The sequence below is a fragment of the Bradyrhizobium sp. genome (genome assembly GCF_035570375.1).
Classification (GTDB): domain Bacteria; phylum Pseudomonadota; class Alphaproteobacteria; order Rhizobiales; family Xanthobacteraceae; genus Bradyrhizobium.
The window spans coordinates 1-14,916 of record NZ_DATMLW010000067.1; the positions used below are offsets into that span (position 1 = coordinate 1).

The window sequence follows — 14,916 nt, forward strand, 5'->3', positions numbered from 1 at the left end:
AAGGACGAGGTGCGCGTATTGGGCCGTGAGCTGGGCCTGCCCGACGAATTTGTCGAGCGCCACCCGTTCCCCGGCCCCGGTCTGGCGATCCGCATCCCCGGCGAGATCACCCGCTCGAAGCTCGACATCCTGCGCAAAGCCGACGCGATCTTCCTGGAGGAGATCCGCCACGCCGGCCTGTACAATGCGATCTGGCAGGCCTTCGCCGTGCTACTGCCGGTCAAGAGTGTTGGCGTGATGGGGGACAGCCGCTCCTATGATTTCGTCTGCGCGTTGCGCGCGGTGACTTCGACCGACGGGATGACCGCCGATTACTTCCCGTTCCCGCACGAATTCTTGGGGCGCACCGCGACCCGCATCATCAACGAAGTGCGCGGCATCAACCGCGTCGTCTACGACGTGACCTCGAAACCGCCAGGCACGATCGAATGGGAGTGAGGGGTGTGGGATGCCGTGGAGGGCTTCGGAGGGATAATAGCGTAGGAAAAATTGAGGATTGCCGATAGTTTTGTTGATGATCGGCACCCCATTGCAATTGGCGCTCCTTTCTAAACCATTGATTTTTAATCGTTCGTATATCAGCCAGATCAACAAAGCCGAGACTTCTGACGGTGTCTTCGACGGCACTTTCCGAACGCCCCAGCTCGCTTTTAGAAAAGACCGTCAGTCGAACGCGGGCAATGTGGCGCTCGGGCGAACGATGGCGGCGACCGCTCTCTACGTCCGCTGCAGCAGCACGGTCGTGAGCTCATTGGGCATGTCGAGCATCACATCATGCCCGCATTCAAGCTCCTCCCGCCACCAGCGACGCTCTCCTGCCTTGGCGTAAAACTGGCCGAAAGGACCTTCAAAGCCACTCGCCAGAATGTATCCGATGTTTGCGATGTCGTCGCAGGCGCCGCTGATCTGTGCCGGCGCTTCAAAACTGGACAGCGGGTGCATCGTGCACTGACGGTCCACCCAGGCGGCGTCCGCCGCATTAACCGCAAAGAACGACGCCGGTCTCGGCGGAACTCTCCAGCCATCGCCATGAGCCACAGCCAGCTTCCGGTCGCCCTCACCGTTATCGGGCAGGTAGTCGAAAAGGGTTTTGCCGTTCTCGGGAACAAAGGCGTCGAGATAGATGAGCGAGCGAATCCTGTCCGGCATCCGGTCGGCGACGTGGCGTGCGACAAAACCGCCGTAGGAATGTCCGACCAGGACGACGTCGCGTAGGTTCTCCCAAATCATGAGATTGGCCACATCGGCGACATGGGTGTCGAGGCCGACGTCGCGGCTCAAGAGATGGGAGCGTTCTCCGACACCCGTTAGCGTCGGCGTGAACACCCCGTGCGCTCCAGCTGCCAGCAGGCGACGCACGCGTGCCCAGCACCAGCTACCATGCCACGCGCCGTGGATTAGAACGTAATCGGTCATTGCGGAGTACTCCTTGCGATGTCGGCGCCGTGACACAAGGCGCCCGGATCATGAAAGAAAGATGCCGCAGATCGCGGCGTCGCGCTGATATGTGGATGGGGCGCCTCGCTCGGCCAAGTCTGTTTTTCGTACTGGCAGTTCCGGTTCCTGGTGGCTACATGGAGCACATGTCAGGAAACTATGGTCAGTTCTGCCCAGTCGCGAAGGCATCGGAGATTTTCGCCACCCGCTGGACTCCGCTCATCGTGCGCGAACTGATTGCGGGTGCACACTCCTTCAACGACATCCATCGCGGCGTGCCGCTCATCTCGCGAGCCGTCCTGGTCGCACGGCTGCGTGAGCTAGAGAACCACGGTGTGATCGAACATCGGCCGCGTGCCGACGGCAAGGGACACGAGTATTGCCTCACGCCTGCCGGCGAGGGCTTGCGCGCGGTGACGACCGCGCTCGGCCAGTGGGGAATGACCTACACCCACGATCGGATCAAACGCTCCGACCTCGATCCCGCCCTACTGGTCTGGGGATTGCGCCGGCGTGTCGATGTGAACGCGTTGCCGGACCGCCGCGTCGTCTTGCGCTTCGAATTTTCAGGCGTGCCGGCGAGCCGCACGAAATTCCGGATCATGTGGCTGATCCTCGGACGATCGTCTGTCGACGTGTGCATGAAGGACCCTGGATTTGCTGTCGATCTCACGCTTCGCGGCAATATCCGTGATTACGTCGAAGTCTATCTTGGCCAAACGAAATGGAGCGACGCGGCCAGAACTGCGCTGCAGCTCGATGGCGATCAGAAGATTGCAAGAGCGTTTCCTGTCTGGATGCAATTGAAACGGTAAGCGGCCGGGATGCTCTAGCCCTGCATTTGGCTGCTCGGCCTGTTCCCGTTGAGTCCAATCATTCGGATCTGCTGCCGTCCCACCCCCGCGGAATGCAGGCTCGAATCGGAAACAAGATTGCTGAACGGTAGGGCTCACGCCGCGTCGAAGGCGTGGCGCGGTGCTCGATGAAGCCGCATAAGGTTCCGGTTCTGCAGCGACCTTAATCTCTGGCTTCACCAGATCGCTCGAACAACGCGCTATCGATTTTGTAACTGAGGACATGATTCGATCGAGTAGCGATGCCTCAAGCTTCTTGACTTATGCGAGAGGGATTTTTGATGAACAGGTCGACTTTTACGGAAAAATGACGAGCCGCGCCGATGTCCTCAAGGAAAAGGAACGGTACGTCGCGCGATGGCCAGTTCGATCATACAGGTTACTGACAGACGCCACGCGGACTTCGTGCAACGAAGAACAATGTCAAGTAAGTGGCGTTGTTGTCTTCAGTGCATCCAACCCTGCAACTGGACGAAAGTCGACAGGTACGGCGTCTTTTGAATACGGCATCAACTTCGCAGCAGGCACACCCAGAATATTCTTCGAAAGCGGGAAAACCCTGTCCGCACAGCACTAAGAATATCCGTGGAATCAGGTTGTTCTTGAAAAGCTGACGATCATTTGTTCGCTGGCCTCAAACTGCTTATGGTCCAGCCTTCCCCGAAACAGTTCATGCCGAAGCCAAAGCCGGTACGTGTTGACCACGTCGGACTTGCAGTAGTCGGAGATCTCTTGGATCCGGCCGGCGTTGAAGTACGCTTCGACCTGAGAACCGTCCATCCCACCGGGCTTCCCCGGCAGACCCATGATCCGGCTCAGCTCGTCCAGCTTCACCCTGGCGCCGTAGCCGAACGACGACAGCACATCGCACAGGTCTACGTTGTCGTCGGTGTACCGATGGAAGTAAGCCCGGTTGTGCATCCCGGGTGCGAACACCTCATGGACCATCGCTCGGTAGCGAAGGACGGGTAAGTCGAAAGCGCCACCGCTGAAGGTCACGAGCTGCGGTGAGAGCTGGGCGATCTTGTTGACGAAGGACTCGATAAGTTCCTTCTCGGTTCGTTGACCGATGTGTGGCGCGCCGACCACCTGAACCTCGTACCCGTTTGCCGTCCGACTGGCTACGAGGGCACCGATGCAGATGATCGAGTGGTAGATCAGCTTCGGGAAGTCGTCACCCATGGCGGTCCGGATCTCTTCCGGTGACTTGCCGATGAGGTCGTTGGCTCTCGCGTAGCCTTCGAGGTCGGGTATCGTTTCCAGATCCCAGACCATGATGTCGCTTGGCACTTCAAATTTCCTTCCGGTGGATGAACGATTCATGATCAAGGAAGAAATCGTTTAGCAATGAAGACCATTATCTCCTCATCCTCACTTCGTTCGGATGAGCCTTCGGTCAACCGTCATCCAGTTGATATCGAAACTGTATCTTTACGAGCGGGATTACAATCAGCCACTGATTTGCCATTACCAATCATCTTTACTTCGTTTGGATGATCCTTCGAGCAATTAATTTTTCAATTTCGAATTAGAAGTAATCAGATTGTGTTGATCATGCGAAGGAAAAGATTGATCATAGAAGCTGCAAAGTTTGCAGAAATGGTGAGGACACACTTTGCCTGTCGGGGCAAAGTGCTGTCGGAGCTTGCATCTAATGGCTTGAACACATCTGGACCCGAGAACTCAATAGTTGAGCGGGACAGGCGTTGCGGTTTGCCCCGTTACTCTGCTTGTACGCGCAAGGCTCTCGGTGGACGATCCAGACGATCGCACCAGCCTTCGACGGTTTAAAGGTATTCCCGTCTCACGCGGGTTTGTCGATTGCCCGCTTCGATAGTAGCTCGGTTCAGGCTTGCCAGCCCGCCGGTGTCTCGGCCCACCGGGTTTCCGCACTTGCCCCACAGTCAGGAGGGTTACGGCGCATCATTGACGCTGAAATTTCGAACTATTTATCCAAAATGCGCCGCTCAAATAACGCTTCGGCTGATGATTTTTTTGACACTTTCTCGAAGGCACGTTGGGGACTGAAAGCCCCGCCGCGCCTGAGTGCGGAATCATTTCAAAGCCAGTAGGCCGATAAGTGCGAAGTTCCGCCAGAAGTGCGATCGCTTCCGGGTCCGGATGAACAGCTCCTTCACGTTGAATCTTTCTCGTCCGATCAACAATGCAGATCGCTGTTAGCTTCAGGGAACCGCACTGCCCGTCCCGACCACAAAAGTGGTTCTCTGGTCCGATGCAAAGCCGACGCCGTTAGACGCAGCGCCGACAGCACTCCGCCGCACAGGCAAAGTGCTGTCCTCAACCGTTTCCGCAGCTGCCTGAGCAAGCGAGCGCCTGTCAGAACAAGAACGCCTGACGGGCCCGAAGGGCTCGCCCGAACGAAGTGAGGGCGAGGTAGCAACCGAGACCTTGATTGCAAATGGATCCCTGCAACCGGATGCCGAGCGGCCAGCACGGTTCCAGTCGATCACGTAAAGTCGGAAAAGTCGGCTCGATCGAAGTTTCCCCTCAGCACGGGCTCTTCCAATTCTCCGGCGTTCGTGTCCCGCAAGGATTTCGGTGGGTCCGGCATCGGCACGGCCTGTCTGGCCTCCTCGAACAGCTGCTCCTGCGCTACGGGTTCGTCGTAGTCCAGGAACACCAACGCGGCGCGAAGTTCAGTTTCCGTGCTCGCGGAATTCACCCTCAGTTCGTCGTCGACCAGCACGAATTCTCGGCCAGCAGCCCTTGCTGCGTGCTTCTTGTCCGCGATGAGCTCCTTCACCCTGGCGCGGACCCGATCAAGCACGACCTCGTACCATTGTCCCAGCATCTTTTCGTATCTGCGGCGGTCCGCGTCGCGACGGTCCAAGACCGGTACGCCCGCCTCCTTCAGTTTGTCCAACACCTCGTCCACGAGGGCGCGCTGTTCGTCGGTGAGGTCAGAAGAGACTACGGCGTAAGCCCCATACGGTAAGTGGCTCAGCGGTTCTTCCGTATACGCCGGTTCGGCGCTGGCCTGTTTCTTCCGCAAGGGGAAGATCCAGACAAAACGGCTTTCTTTGCGTGCGTCAGTTTGATCGGACCTGTACGGCTCGCCGGCCAGCTCGACTTCGCCCGCGTAGACGTACCGCGACGTCTCGAAGACTTCGAACAGGTGGATGGCTGCGCCGCTCCTGGTCGTGTTCGCCAGCGTCTTGTTCTGCCGGTCGAGCTTCTGGGGGCCGGTCGCCCCCATGCCGACGAAATGCAGGACGTCGTCCTTCCACTCGTTCCTATACAGAGGATCGGTGATGTTCGAGATCAGGACGATGAGGTTGCGGGATTTGTTGACCCGGATACCGCCCATGTTCGCCACCCCGAACACGTCGCAGATGGTCCTGTTGTCAATCGCGCCGCCAATCTCGATCATTCTCGTTGTTCCCTAATAATTTTAACCGGCGTCCTTCGCTGGCTGGAAACTGTAGTGCTGGTTGATCCAGGCCCAACCTAGCTGCTGCCGGCGCCGCTCCGCGATCCCCAGCATTCTTTTCAGGCTGTCAGCGCTCAACTCGTAGTAGTAGACCGTCGTACCGTTCTTGAAGGTCACAGTCCGAGCTTTGTGGGAGAGATTGAAATCAAGCCCGATCACAGCGAGGATCACTCTCAGCTGCCGCACCGCTGCGCGATCACTCTTCACGACCTCCAATCCAAGAGTGTTTTCGATCACCGCCTTATGCCTTCGGCACTCCTTCATGAAGGCCGAAAGGCTATGCAGCGAAAACTCCTTGTTGAGGACGAATGAATCGTCGACGAAGATCGGAGTGCTCTTGAGGAGACTGAGCAAAAGGCGACTAACGATCCGCTCGTCCCTCAGGAAACGGGTCTTCATGCCGAAAGATTCCAGCGCTGCGAGGTCACCCGCTTCCCCCATGCGACTCCGCATTTCCGGCGTTTGGGAATAAGCGATGAACTTCTCGAACCTGCTGACCTTTGTTCGCAATTTCCCCTTATCGTCGGCGTCGATAAGGGTCTTCGTCAACGGCTCTCTATAAAACCTCTCGATCATTGTTCGAGTGAAACACCACCTTTCGTGTTCGCTGACATCCTCGTTCTCTTGCGTTCGTCCTTGGATATCATCGTAATCTTCTTCGGTTAGGGTGCTCGCGCCCATCAGGTGGGCGGCGCGTGCAGCCCTTGCCAAATTCTTACCGATGGCCTCGATCGCCTTTCCTTGAGTTCCGGATACGGAGTCTTCCGGCACGAAGTCGATACGAACACCCTGATGCTTCTTTAGCTCGATGAAGTTTCCGCGAAGGTTGTTCTTGGAAGCCCGCTGCTGAGATACAGCCAGAGCCGCCATGTCGATTAGGGGGTCATCAGTATGGTAGATCGGCCTACCGTCGTCGTCGTACCCTTTCAAGGCGCTCTTGTACAACCCGTGCAGTTGGATGTCGGCCTTGATGACTTCAACGGAGGTATCGAAGCGAAACCGACGGGGGTTGATCCAAACCTTGACCGAACCGGGATGTCTGACTCGCGCTAGTTGCTGGTCGAAGTCGAAGTGCGTGGTGACGTTTGACTCGAAGAACCCAAAAACGACGTCGATCAACCGCTGCTGCTCGGGAAACGTTATATCGATTCCGGTCCCCAGAGACGGCGAAGTCAGGATCGCTTGGTATCGGAGCGCCAGCTCGCCTGGGTTCATGACGAACGCTTTGACTTCGTCTCGATCCTTGGTGTCGGACGTTATCTGGATGGCGCGCAACCCCTCACCGAACTCGTTTCCGATCCCCTCGTACAGTGCCTCGATCAATCCCTTGGAGTTTGAAGTCACGAACACGCGCTTGCCGTCGGACAGGGTCTCCATGAGCACGCCGACGAGGTGGTTGTAAGAATCGAAGACCTCGATCGAGGAGTTACCCCGTCGATCATTTATGAAGACGTGGCTCGGCCGAATCTCCGTGTCCGAAGGACGCTGCGCGAGCTTGCTCAGGGTCTCGAAACTTAACCACCCCAGGTCGGCGTCCAAAGCGACGATCCGCTTGGCCCTATGGAGCAGGCTGTTGAAATCAACGAATATTGCGTCCCGCGCTTTCTCCATCGTCTCCGACAGGAAGTGGGAAAGGACCTGCTGGGACTCGTCGACGATGACCGTTCGAAACTTATTGATCCACTGCCCCTCGGACCTGAGGCGCCTGAGGCTGTCGAGGCACACGCCGAGACGGCTGTTGCAGAGGGGACCGGAGAAGTCGAGGTAGCAATCCAGGCCGAGCCGCTCGCAGCTCTGCCGGATGAGGGCAACGCGGTGGCCGATAAGCAGAACAGAACCGTCGTCGTCCGCGAGGATCTGTTTGAGGCGCTCGGTCTTGCCGGTTCCCTTCGGGCTCTTGATGAAAACCACGCCCTCGAGAAGCTTCGGCGGGAGCGACAAGTAGTCGGTCTGGCTGATTGATACATTTGAACTCAACAGCCCCCTCCTGGTCGGGTTGTCTTCATCCGTCAGGAAGGAAGCTCCCCATATCCCTGTTTGCTTCGAAGTACTGCTTCGCTTCGGCGACCCGCTTGTCGAAATCGAAAAAGTCGTATGCAACCGGCGAGGACGAGGACGGCCAGAAGGTCTGTGCGCAGGTCGAGCAGTGGATTCCGATGACGCCGCCCTGCTGCGACCGTACAGTGTGCGCGCTGGCGTTGGCGTCCGAATGATGGGGGCAGTGGAGGGAGGTGCCGGCTCCGAGGCTCGCGAACGAAACGGTCCGACCGGTGCTGGTGCGGACGACCAGATCTGCGGGGATCGAGAGCCTGGAAACGGTGGAGGCAAGGCTGCTATTTGGGGCGATCGAGTCCCTCTGATCGGCATCGAGACCCTGAGCGATCAACTCGTCGAGAAACGCCTCATCGATCGCCCGATCGAACACCTGGGGATTTGAGCCCCGAGAACCGTAGAAGAGCCGGGCGGCGTCCGTGGCGGACCGATCCCCCGAAAGCCGCAGGCTCAGGCTTCGCGTGGCAGCGACCATCTCCCTCGCCGTCTGGATCGAACGGGAGAGCGCGAAGACCAGTCGGAAGCGATGGACGTCCTCGGTGTGACTGGGCGTGGTGTAGAGGATCGTTAGGTACTTCTGGACGATGGGATCGGCGAGCACGTCGGGAATCCGTCGGGTCCCGTCAATATCAACTGAAATCACGTCGGAGCAGACGAAGTTCATTGCCCGACGCGTGCCAGAAAGCTCGCAGCAGTAGGCCGCGCCCGCGTTGATCCGATCCGCTAGTTCCAGCGGAGTCAGGGCCTCATTCACCCACCCGGACTTAAACAGCAAGGCGTCGTTCGCCTCGTTCTTGTCGATCAGATGGGGGTTGATGGATAGGCGCAGTTTTCGGGTGAGGGCAGTCATTTCCTGTTTTGCGAGAGATCGGCGTCGTCTCCCGTCTTTGTCATAACGTAAAAGGGATAGAACCCGGATTATATAGAGCCACCCTTGCCTCCCTCCCTGTTATCCCCGGTCTATCCCCGAGGACGCACGAGTCATGGCAGAAACCGGTCCTAGCCATCCTGTCTTGCGGTCGTTCGTTTCGGCTTTATTTAAACTGCACGGAGCGAAATTTAGACTGCACGGAGCGAAATCCATGGTCGTTTGCCTTAAGAATGCGCGCTGGTCCGTCACGGAATTCGGCTTAGAAACCGTAACGTCAGACTATGATCCATATCGCATACATTGGTCCCAGCTGCTGGAGGTCGACCGGGAGAATTTTGTCCCGGTTTACGTTTGCCCCCAACGCGTAAGCGCCGAGTTGGACGTCGATATCGAGGCCTTTTTCGACGCTTGGCAGAGGGCTCTCAAATTTCATGGCGACGTGCTTCCAAAAGTCGACCCGAGGATCTTAAGGGACAGCCTTCATTCTGCTCGCGTCACCACAGAGCGCCTCAAACGACAGCGCTGGAACGAAGCGAACTACGTGTATTGGGATTTCGCCCGAGGGCTCTAGCATATTGAACGCCCGCGCTCGGCGGCTGGAAGAGCAAGGCCTGAGGCGGCAGTGCTGGTAATGCGGCTCTTATGCTCGCTCCGATCCGTCTCGAGTGATGACCATGGCTGGTCATCACTCGATTAATGACCCCGGATAATTGTTCACTCCTCCGGCGGCCGCGATTTCCAGCGCGCGCTTGGCGCTTTCCTGGCCCTTGATGTCGCGAAGATCGAGTTGGCTTGTTTCCTGCGCGTGCACCTTGGGCGAGGGGCGGGACAAAACCTGCGCGCCCTTGAAATGATTGGCGATCTGGATCAGCGAATTCGCCGCCACGATCTGGATGTCCGGGCTCGCCCACGCCGCTTCCGCGCCGCATGAGGCAGGGCAGATTAAGCCTTCCTCGCGCGAATTGGCGCCGATCGCCGCCGGGAGTACGCCCGCGACCGATGCGACCGAGCCGTCGAGCCCGAGCTCGCCAAGCACGGTGAAGCCGGAAAGCGCGTCCGGCGGGATCGCGCCGATCGCGGCCATCAGGCCAAGCGCGATCGGCAGATCATAATGGCTGCCTTCCTTCGGCAGATCGGCAGGCGCGAGATTGACGGTGATGCGGCGGGCGGGCAGCGCGAGCCCCGAGGCGATCAGCGCCGAGCGCACGCGCTCGCGCGCTTCCGATACCGCCTTGTCGGGAAGCCCGACAATGGAGAAGGCCGGCAGGCCCGGCGCGACCTGCACCTGGACGTCGACGCTTCTCGCCTCGATGCCCTCAAACGCGACCGTGGAAACCCGCTGGACCATGCCCCCTCCCGCAATCCAAGGTAGCGGAGGGCGCTGCAATGATAAAGAACATAAAGGGAACAGACGGAGCTTTTTGTCCGGTTACCTGCATCCTGTCCGGTCATAGCCTCCATCAGGCTTCAATGTCTCGCAATGCGTGCTCGGGCTGCGTGCGATCAGGACGGCGATGAGAACGACGAGCAGGACCAGAACCCACCTCAACTCCTGCCCCTTTGGTGACGCAAGGCGCGTGCAAGCTCAGGCAAAAGCCGGTCCGGCCGCGGATCCTCGTGCCGATCGCCGAAAAGCGCGGCCGCCGGTTCGAAGCCTTACAGAACTGCCTTGGGCCCGGTCGCCTGAACCCTGATTTGCAACTTTTGATTGCAGGCCGACGTAGCAGGAATCGCGGGCAGGATCAAGAACATTTGGGAAACAAAATGTGAGGGAACCCGAAGGGAGTACCTAAGCGCAAATTCCCGCTCGCAAAAATTGCAATCCGCGCGAAGCCATTGGCGAGCAATGCGCACGCACGATATCGGATTTCCCCGTATTCCAATTTCCATGGAACTATTCCCCTGTGCACATTTCTGCACACTTCCCCGGAACTATTCCCGCACTGCAACGTCTCTGGGCGGGGAAAGTAACCAGACGGGGAAATAAGGTGGCGAGTAGCCAGTACATCGTGCGTCAGATCGCTACGCTCCTTAAGTTTGCCAAAACGACTTCCGATCCCGGCATTGCGGCTGCGCTAGTGGAAAAGGCGACCAACCTCAAGGACCGAATTGACGAGACTTTGCCAGCGCCCGATGTTGGATCGAGAGCGCCGGATGTCGAGCCGACCGCTTGAGTGAGATGCCTCTTCATTTTTCAGGATTTGGTTTTGGCTTCGTCATCTCTTTGACGATGTGATCCAGAGCCTATTCGGTTTTGATAGAAACAAAACCGGGCTCTACTCTTTTGTTTTGACGCGTTTTCTTCACGCGAACCGGTTTCCACTTCGCTCGAAAACGCGATAACGCGTCGTTATCTTCATCCGCACCAAGCTCCCGGGTGGTGGGAAGAACAAAGGCAGGCGAAAAGCACGCGCGGGATTTGGCGATCGGGACCGTGGCCCGGGTGGGTAGCGGCGGCGCTGGCGATCTGGTTCTTCTCGCGACCGGCGTGGCAATCCGGCGTCGCTTCCGCGGGGGCAAGCCCTGGCTCGCCCCCAGAGCATGATCCGGACCCGGAGGGCCGCGTTAGCGCAAAGTGGAAGCCGGTTTTCTGAAAAGATCATGCTCAAACGAAGATACGAGATCATGATGCGATTCCACTTAATCGCATCATGATCCAGGGATTTCGGTATCTTCAGAGCGACATCTGCATCGGCTCGGGGATGTAGTGGAAACCTTCGCCTGACTTCGCGACGTGGCCGACGCCGGGCCATGGATAGTGATAGGCCAGCACCGCGATCTTGTTGGCCGCGAGCATGTCCAGCATCTTCACGCGGCTATCCGCCGCCTGCTTCGGATCGGTGTCGTAGGAAAATTCCATCCGCGGCTTTTCCAACAACAGGATCGGGTGATGGGAGAGGTCGGCGAGGTAAGCCAGGCTCTTGCCCTTCGATGTGATCATGAAAATAGTGTGGCCTACGGTGTGGCCGGGCGCAGCGAGCGCCTGAATGCCGGGCAAGAATTCCTGGCCGTCCTTGTAGAAGATGATGCGGTTGCGCACCGGCAGCAGGTTCTTGCGCGCGACCGCAATGAAATCCTTCAATCCGCCATTGAGCTTGCCCCCATCGGTCCAGAAATCGAGATCGCTCTGGGCAATGTAGAACTGCGCGTTGGGGAACAGCGGCTTGCCGTTCGCGCCGATCACGCCACCGACATGGTCCGGATGGGCGTGGGAGAAAACCACCGCATCGATATCTTCCGGTTTGATGCCGGCGGCTTTGAGGCTTCTTTGCTGGCGCCCCGTCGTCGGTCCAAATCCTTTCACGGTGCCGAGGCCGGTATCGAACAGCACGAGCTTGTTGCCGATATTCACGACCGGCGAATTCTGCTCGAGCATGACACTGTTGGGAGCGAGAAAATTGTCGCTCAGCATCTTCCGCAGTTCTTCTTCCGGAACGCCGGTGAAGGTGCCCTTGGGATCGCCGAGCGTCAGCGCGCCATCGGAAACAACGCTGACTTCGGCATCGCCGACCTTGAAACGGTAGAAACCAGGTGCCTGCGTGCCGAGTTGCGGCGCTTTCGCCAGCGCGCTCTCGCCGAACATGGCTGACGTGCCGAGGCCAGCGCCGAGCGCAAGCAGGGACCTTCGCGAAACATCCAAAGTCATGCGTTTTCCTCCATTTTCTCTCTGATCGTGATTGATTATTCCCGGGCGCAGCCTGCCCAGACCTTATCGAAAAGCTGCGACCGCTTTTTGACGTTTTTGGAATTTAGCCGCAACCTCAAGGCGCAAGTCTAGCTGTTGGCGCGCTTCTTCTCAACCGCGTCCCAGATCATCGCCGCAATATCGGGCCCCCCGAGCCGCGCGACGGCGCGGATGCCGGTTGGCGAGGTCACGTTGATCTCGGTGAGATAGCCGTCGATGACGTCGATACCGACGAAAAGAAGCCCGCGCTCGCGCAAGGCGGGGCCGAGTGCGCTGCAGATTTCGCGCTCGCGTTCGGTCAAGTCGGTCGCCTTCGCCGCGCCGCCGCGCACCATGTTGGAGCGCAAATCGTCGGCCGCCGGCACGCGGTTGACGGCGCCGGCAAATTCGCCGTCGACCAGGATGATGCGCTTGTCGCCATGCTTGACCTCGGGGAGGAAGCGCTGGGTCACCCAGGGCTCCTTGAAGGTCACGGAGAACATGTCGAACAGCGAGCCGAAATTCATGTCCTGCGGCATGACGCGAAACACCGCGGCCCCGCCGTGACCGTGCAGCGGCTTCATCACCACGGCTCCATGCGTGTCACGGAATGCGTTGATCTCGTCGAGATCGCGCGAGATCAGCGTCGGCGACATCAATTTCGGGAAATTCATCACGAACAGCTTTTCCGGCGCGTTGCGGACGCCCGCCGGGTCGTTCACCACCAGCGTCTTTGGCTGCAGGGCCTCGAGCAGATGGGTCGAGGTGATGTAGGCGAGATCAAACGGCGGGTCCTGCCTGAGCAGGATCACGTCGAAGACGGAAAGCGCCTCGCGCCTGGGCTCGCCGAGGGTGAAATGATTGCTCTCCTCGTCGCGCACGGAAAGAATCTGCACCGGCGCCACCAGTTCTTCGCCGTTTTGCGAAAGCTTGTCGGGCGTGTAATAGGACAGGCTGTGGCCGCGCTTCTGCGCCTCCAGCAGCAGCGCGAAAGTCGAATCGCCGCGGATGTTGATGCGCGCGATGGGATCCATCTGGACGGCGACGTTCAATTTCATGGCTCAATCCGTTGAGGGGCTCTGTCGGGGGTTCAAGGGCTCGCGTCGAACGCCGCCAACAGATGTCGCGGAAGCTTGCGCGGCGCAATCAGCATGGCGTCGAAGCGAAGTTCAAATTCGGCATGTTCGGGATGTGCCATCAGCCAGCCTTGCGCGGCGGCGATGATGCGCGCCTGCTGGCGCGCGGTGACGGCGTAAGCGGCGTCATCGAGGCTGTCGCGTGCCTTGACCTCGATGAAAGCCAAGAGATTGCGCCGCCGCGCCACGATGTCGATCTCGCCGTAAGGCGTGCGAAAGCGCCGGGCGAGGATGCGATAGCCCTTGGCGATCAGGAAAGCCGCGGCGCGGGACTCCGCCGAAAGCCCGGTTTGAAACGCCACCACGCGCGCGGGCGAGGCGGCTTTGGCACGCCTGTCGGGCGGCGCGGCGCCCTCAGAGGTGGCGTCAGACCTGGTCATGCGCGCCCTTGCCGGCTTGTTGGTCGCCCCTCTGCTTCGCAAGCTCGAGCGCGCGGGCATAGATCTCGCGGCGTGGCCGCCCTGACATTGCCACGGCGTGCGCGACCGCGTCCTTGACGCTGTCGCTTGCGAGCCTGGTGCGCAGAAAATCATCCAGCGCGTCGCCCGTCATGGTTCGCGCCGCGGCGGAAGGCGGGCCGACCACCAGCACGAATTCGCCGCGCGTCTCGAGGGTGGTTGCGGAGCGCGCAAGTTCGGCGAGCGTGGCGCGGTGGACCTCCTCGTGCATCTTGGTCATCTCGCGGCAGATCGCAGCGTCGCGCTCGCCCATGATCGCGGCGAGGTCGCGCAGGGTGTCCTGCACGCGGCTGCCGGATTCGAACATCACGAGCGTGGCGTCCATTCCCGCCAGCTCCTTCAGCCGCGCCTGGCGGGCGTTTTCCCTCGCGGGCAGAAATCCCCCGAAGAAGAAGCGATCCGTCGGCAGGGCCGCGACCGACAGCGCTGTCAGCACGGAAGAGGGGCCCGGCAGCGCGACGACGCGATGACCGGCCGCGCAGGCCTCGCGTACCAGCTTGAAACCGGGATCGGAAATCAGCGGCGTTCCGGCGTCGGAGACGAGCGCGATGGCAGCGCCTTGCGCCAGCCATTGCAGAATTTTCGGCCGCGCCAGCGCCGCGTTGTGTTCGTGATAGGATCTGAGCTGAGCCGCAATGGCGTACCGCTCGGTCAGTCGGCGGGTGATGCGCGTATCCTCGCAGGCGATGATGTCGACGCCGGCGAGCGTTTCCAGCGCGCGCAAGGTGATGTCGCCGAGATTGCCGATCGGCGTCGCCACCAGATAAAGGCCGGGAACAGGCCTCGGCGCGGTCAGGACCTGGCCGCTGACGGAAAATGTCCGGATCGAGGCGGCCGATCCAAGAGAAGTATTTATGGAAGCAGCTTTTGCGCGCATAATGCCAATGTAGATGGTTTTCGCGTGGGGTGGATACCACCTCGCGCGAAGAAACCGGTGTTCGCCTCTTGTGGATGCGGTAAACGAGCAGGCGTCCTGCCAGCTGAGACGGGGCC

The 14,916-nt window shown here is 59.4% G+C and carries 11 protein-coding genes and 2 pseudogenes; 3 read left to right on the forward strand and 10 right to left on the reverse strand.

Annotated elements, in window-relative coordinates; all coding sequences use genetic code 11:
• A pseudogene (locus VNX23_RS07165) lies at positions 1-438 on the forward strand (GMP synthase (glutamine-hydrolyzing)); the annotation flags it as partial.
• A 279-nt stretch (positions 439-717) separates the two neighbouring features.
• On the opposite strand, the gene VNX23_RS07170 reads toward VNX23_RS07165, so the two are convergent.
• Entirely contained in the window at positions 718-1,416 is a 699-nt protein-coding gene (locus tag VNX23_RS07170) for an alpha/beta fold hydrolase (RefSeq protein WP_325628529.1), read from the reverse strand.
• Positions 1,417-1,583: 167 nt separating this feature from the next.
• Here VNX23_RS07170 and VNX23_RS07175 point away from each other — a divergent pair, with 167 nt between their 5' ends.
• The gene (locus tag VNX23_RS07175; protein WP_325628531.1) at positions 1,584-2,252 is read left to right on the forward strand and encodes a helix-turn-helix domain-containing protein; all 669 of its coding nucleotides are present in this window, start codon (positions 1,584-1,586) and stop codon (positions 2,250-2,252) included.
• A gap of 630 nt (positions 2,253-2,882) precedes the next feature.
• Here the strand turns inward: VNX23_RS07175 and VNX23_RS07180 are convergent.
• The 5 genes and pseudogenes from VNX23_RS07180 to VNX23_RS07200 all read right to left on the reverse strand — a co-directional run.
• On the reverse strand, positions 2,883-3,581 hold the full coding sequence (locus VNX23_RS07180; RefSeq protein WP_325628533.1) for a ribonuclease H-like domain-containing protein: 699 nt from the start codon (positions 3,579-3,581) through the stop codon (positions 2,883-2,885).
• A gap of 1,177 nt (positions 3,582-4,758) precedes the next feature.
• The gene (locus VNX23_RS07185; RefSeq protein ID WP_325628535.1) at positions 4,759-5,682 is read right to left on the reverse strand and encodes a hypothetical protein; all 924 of its coding nucleotides are present in this window, start codon (positions 5,680-5,682) and stop codon (positions 4,759-4,761) included.
• Positions 5,683-5,703: 21 nt separating this feature from the next.
• A complete protein-coding gene (locus tag VNX23_RS07190; protein WP_325628537.1) occupies positions 5,704-7,719 on the reverse strand; it encodes a plasmid replication protein, CyRepA1 family in 2,016 nt (671 codons plus the stop codon).
• Positions 7,720-7,744: 25 nt separating this feature from the next.
• Positions 7,745-8,644, reverse strand: coding sequence for a hypothetical protein (locus tag VNX23_RS07195; protein ID WP_325628538.1), 900 nt, complete (start codon positions 8,642-8,644; stop codon positions 7,745-7,747).
• Between the two features lie 739 nt (positions 8,645-9,383).
• Positions 9,384-10,013: pseudogene (locus tag VNX23_RS07200) on the reverse strand (magnesium chelatase domain-containing protein); the annotation flags it as partial.
• 640 nt (positions 10,014-10,653) lie between these two features.
• On the opposite strand from VNX23_RS07200, the gene VNX23_RS07205 reads away from it, so the two are divergent.
• Positions 10,654-10,839 (forward strand): hypothetical protein, encoded by a 186-nt coding sequence (locus tag VNX23_RS07205; RefSeq protein WP_325628540.1) that lies wholly within the window; start codon positions 10,654-10,656, stop codon positions 10,837-10,839.
• A 500-nt stretch (positions 10,840-11,339) separates the two neighbouring features.
• On the opposite strand, the gene VNX23_RS07210 is transcribed toward VNX23_RS07205, so the two are convergent.
• The 4 genes from VNX23_RS07210 to rsmI all read right to left on the reverse strand — a co-directional run bounded on the left by VNX23_RS07210 (position 11,340) and on the right by rsmI (position 14,800).
• Positions 11,340-12,311 (reverse strand): MBL fold metallo-hydrolase, encoded by a 972-nt coding sequence (locus VNX23_RS07210; RefSeq protein WP_325628542.1) that lies wholly within the window; start codon positions 12,309-12,311, stop codon positions 11,340-11,342.
• 128 nt (positions 12,312-12,439) lie between these two features.
• Positions 12,440-13,387 carry a glutathione synthase gene (gene gshB / locus VNX23_RS07215; RefSeq protein ID WP_325628544.1) on the reverse strand — a complete coding sequence of 316 codons (948 nt, stop codon included), beginning with the start codon at positions 13,385-13,387 and terminating at the stop codon, positions 12,440-12,442.
• Between the two features lie 32 nt (positions 13,388-13,419).
• Positions 13,420-13,845 (reverse strand): YraN family protein, encoded by a 426-nt coding sequence (locus tag VNX23_RS07220; RefSeq protein WP_325628545.1) that lies wholly within the window; start codon positions 13,843-13,845, stop codon positions 13,420-13,422.
• Positions 13,832-14,800, reverse strand: a complete 969-nt coding sequence (rsmI, locus tag VNX23_RS07225) for a 16S rRNA (cytidine(1402)-2'-O)-methyltransferase (protein ID WP_325628547.1) — start codon at positions 14,798-14,800, stop codon at positions 13,832-13,834. The genes VNX23_RS07220 and rsmI overlap by 14 nt, the downstream gene beginning before the upstream one ends.
• Positions 14,801-14,916 lie beyond the last annotated feature (116 nt).

Bases quoted from the DNA above. Each gene is read 5' to 3' on its own strand.
- VNX23_RS07170 (WP_325628529.1), bottom strand. From the start codon at position 1,416: ATGACCGATTACGTTCTAATCCACGGCGCGTGGCATGGTAGCTGGTGC.
- VNX23_RS07175 (WP_325628531.1), top strand. From the start codon at position 1,584: ATGTCAGGAAACTATGGTCAGTTCTGCCCAGTCGCGAAGGCATCGGAG.
- VNX23_RS07185 (WP_325628535.1), bottom strand. From the start codon at position 5,682: ATGATCGAGATTGGCGGCGCGATTGACAACAGGACCATCTGCGACGTG.
- VNX23_RS07195 (WP_325628538.1), bottom strand. From the start codon at position 8,644: ATGACTGCCCTCACCCGAAAACTGCGCCTATCCATCAACCCCCATCTG.
- VNX23_RS07210 (WP_325628542.1), bottom strand. From the start codon at position 12,311: ATGACTTTGGATGTTTCGCGAAGGTCCCTGCTTGCGCTCGGCGCTGGC.
- gshB (WP_325628544.1), bottom strand. From the start codon at position 13,387: ATGAAATTGAACGTCGCCGTCCAGATGGATCCCATCGCGCGCATCAAC.
- VNX23_RS07220 (WP_325628545.1), bottom strand. From the start codon at position 13,845: ATGACCAGGTCTGACGCCACCTCTGAGGGCGCCGCGCCGCCCGACAGG.
- rsmI (WP_325628547.1), bottom strand. From the start codon at position 14,800: ATGCGCGCAAAAGCTGCTTCCATAAATACTTCTCTTGGATCGGCCGCC.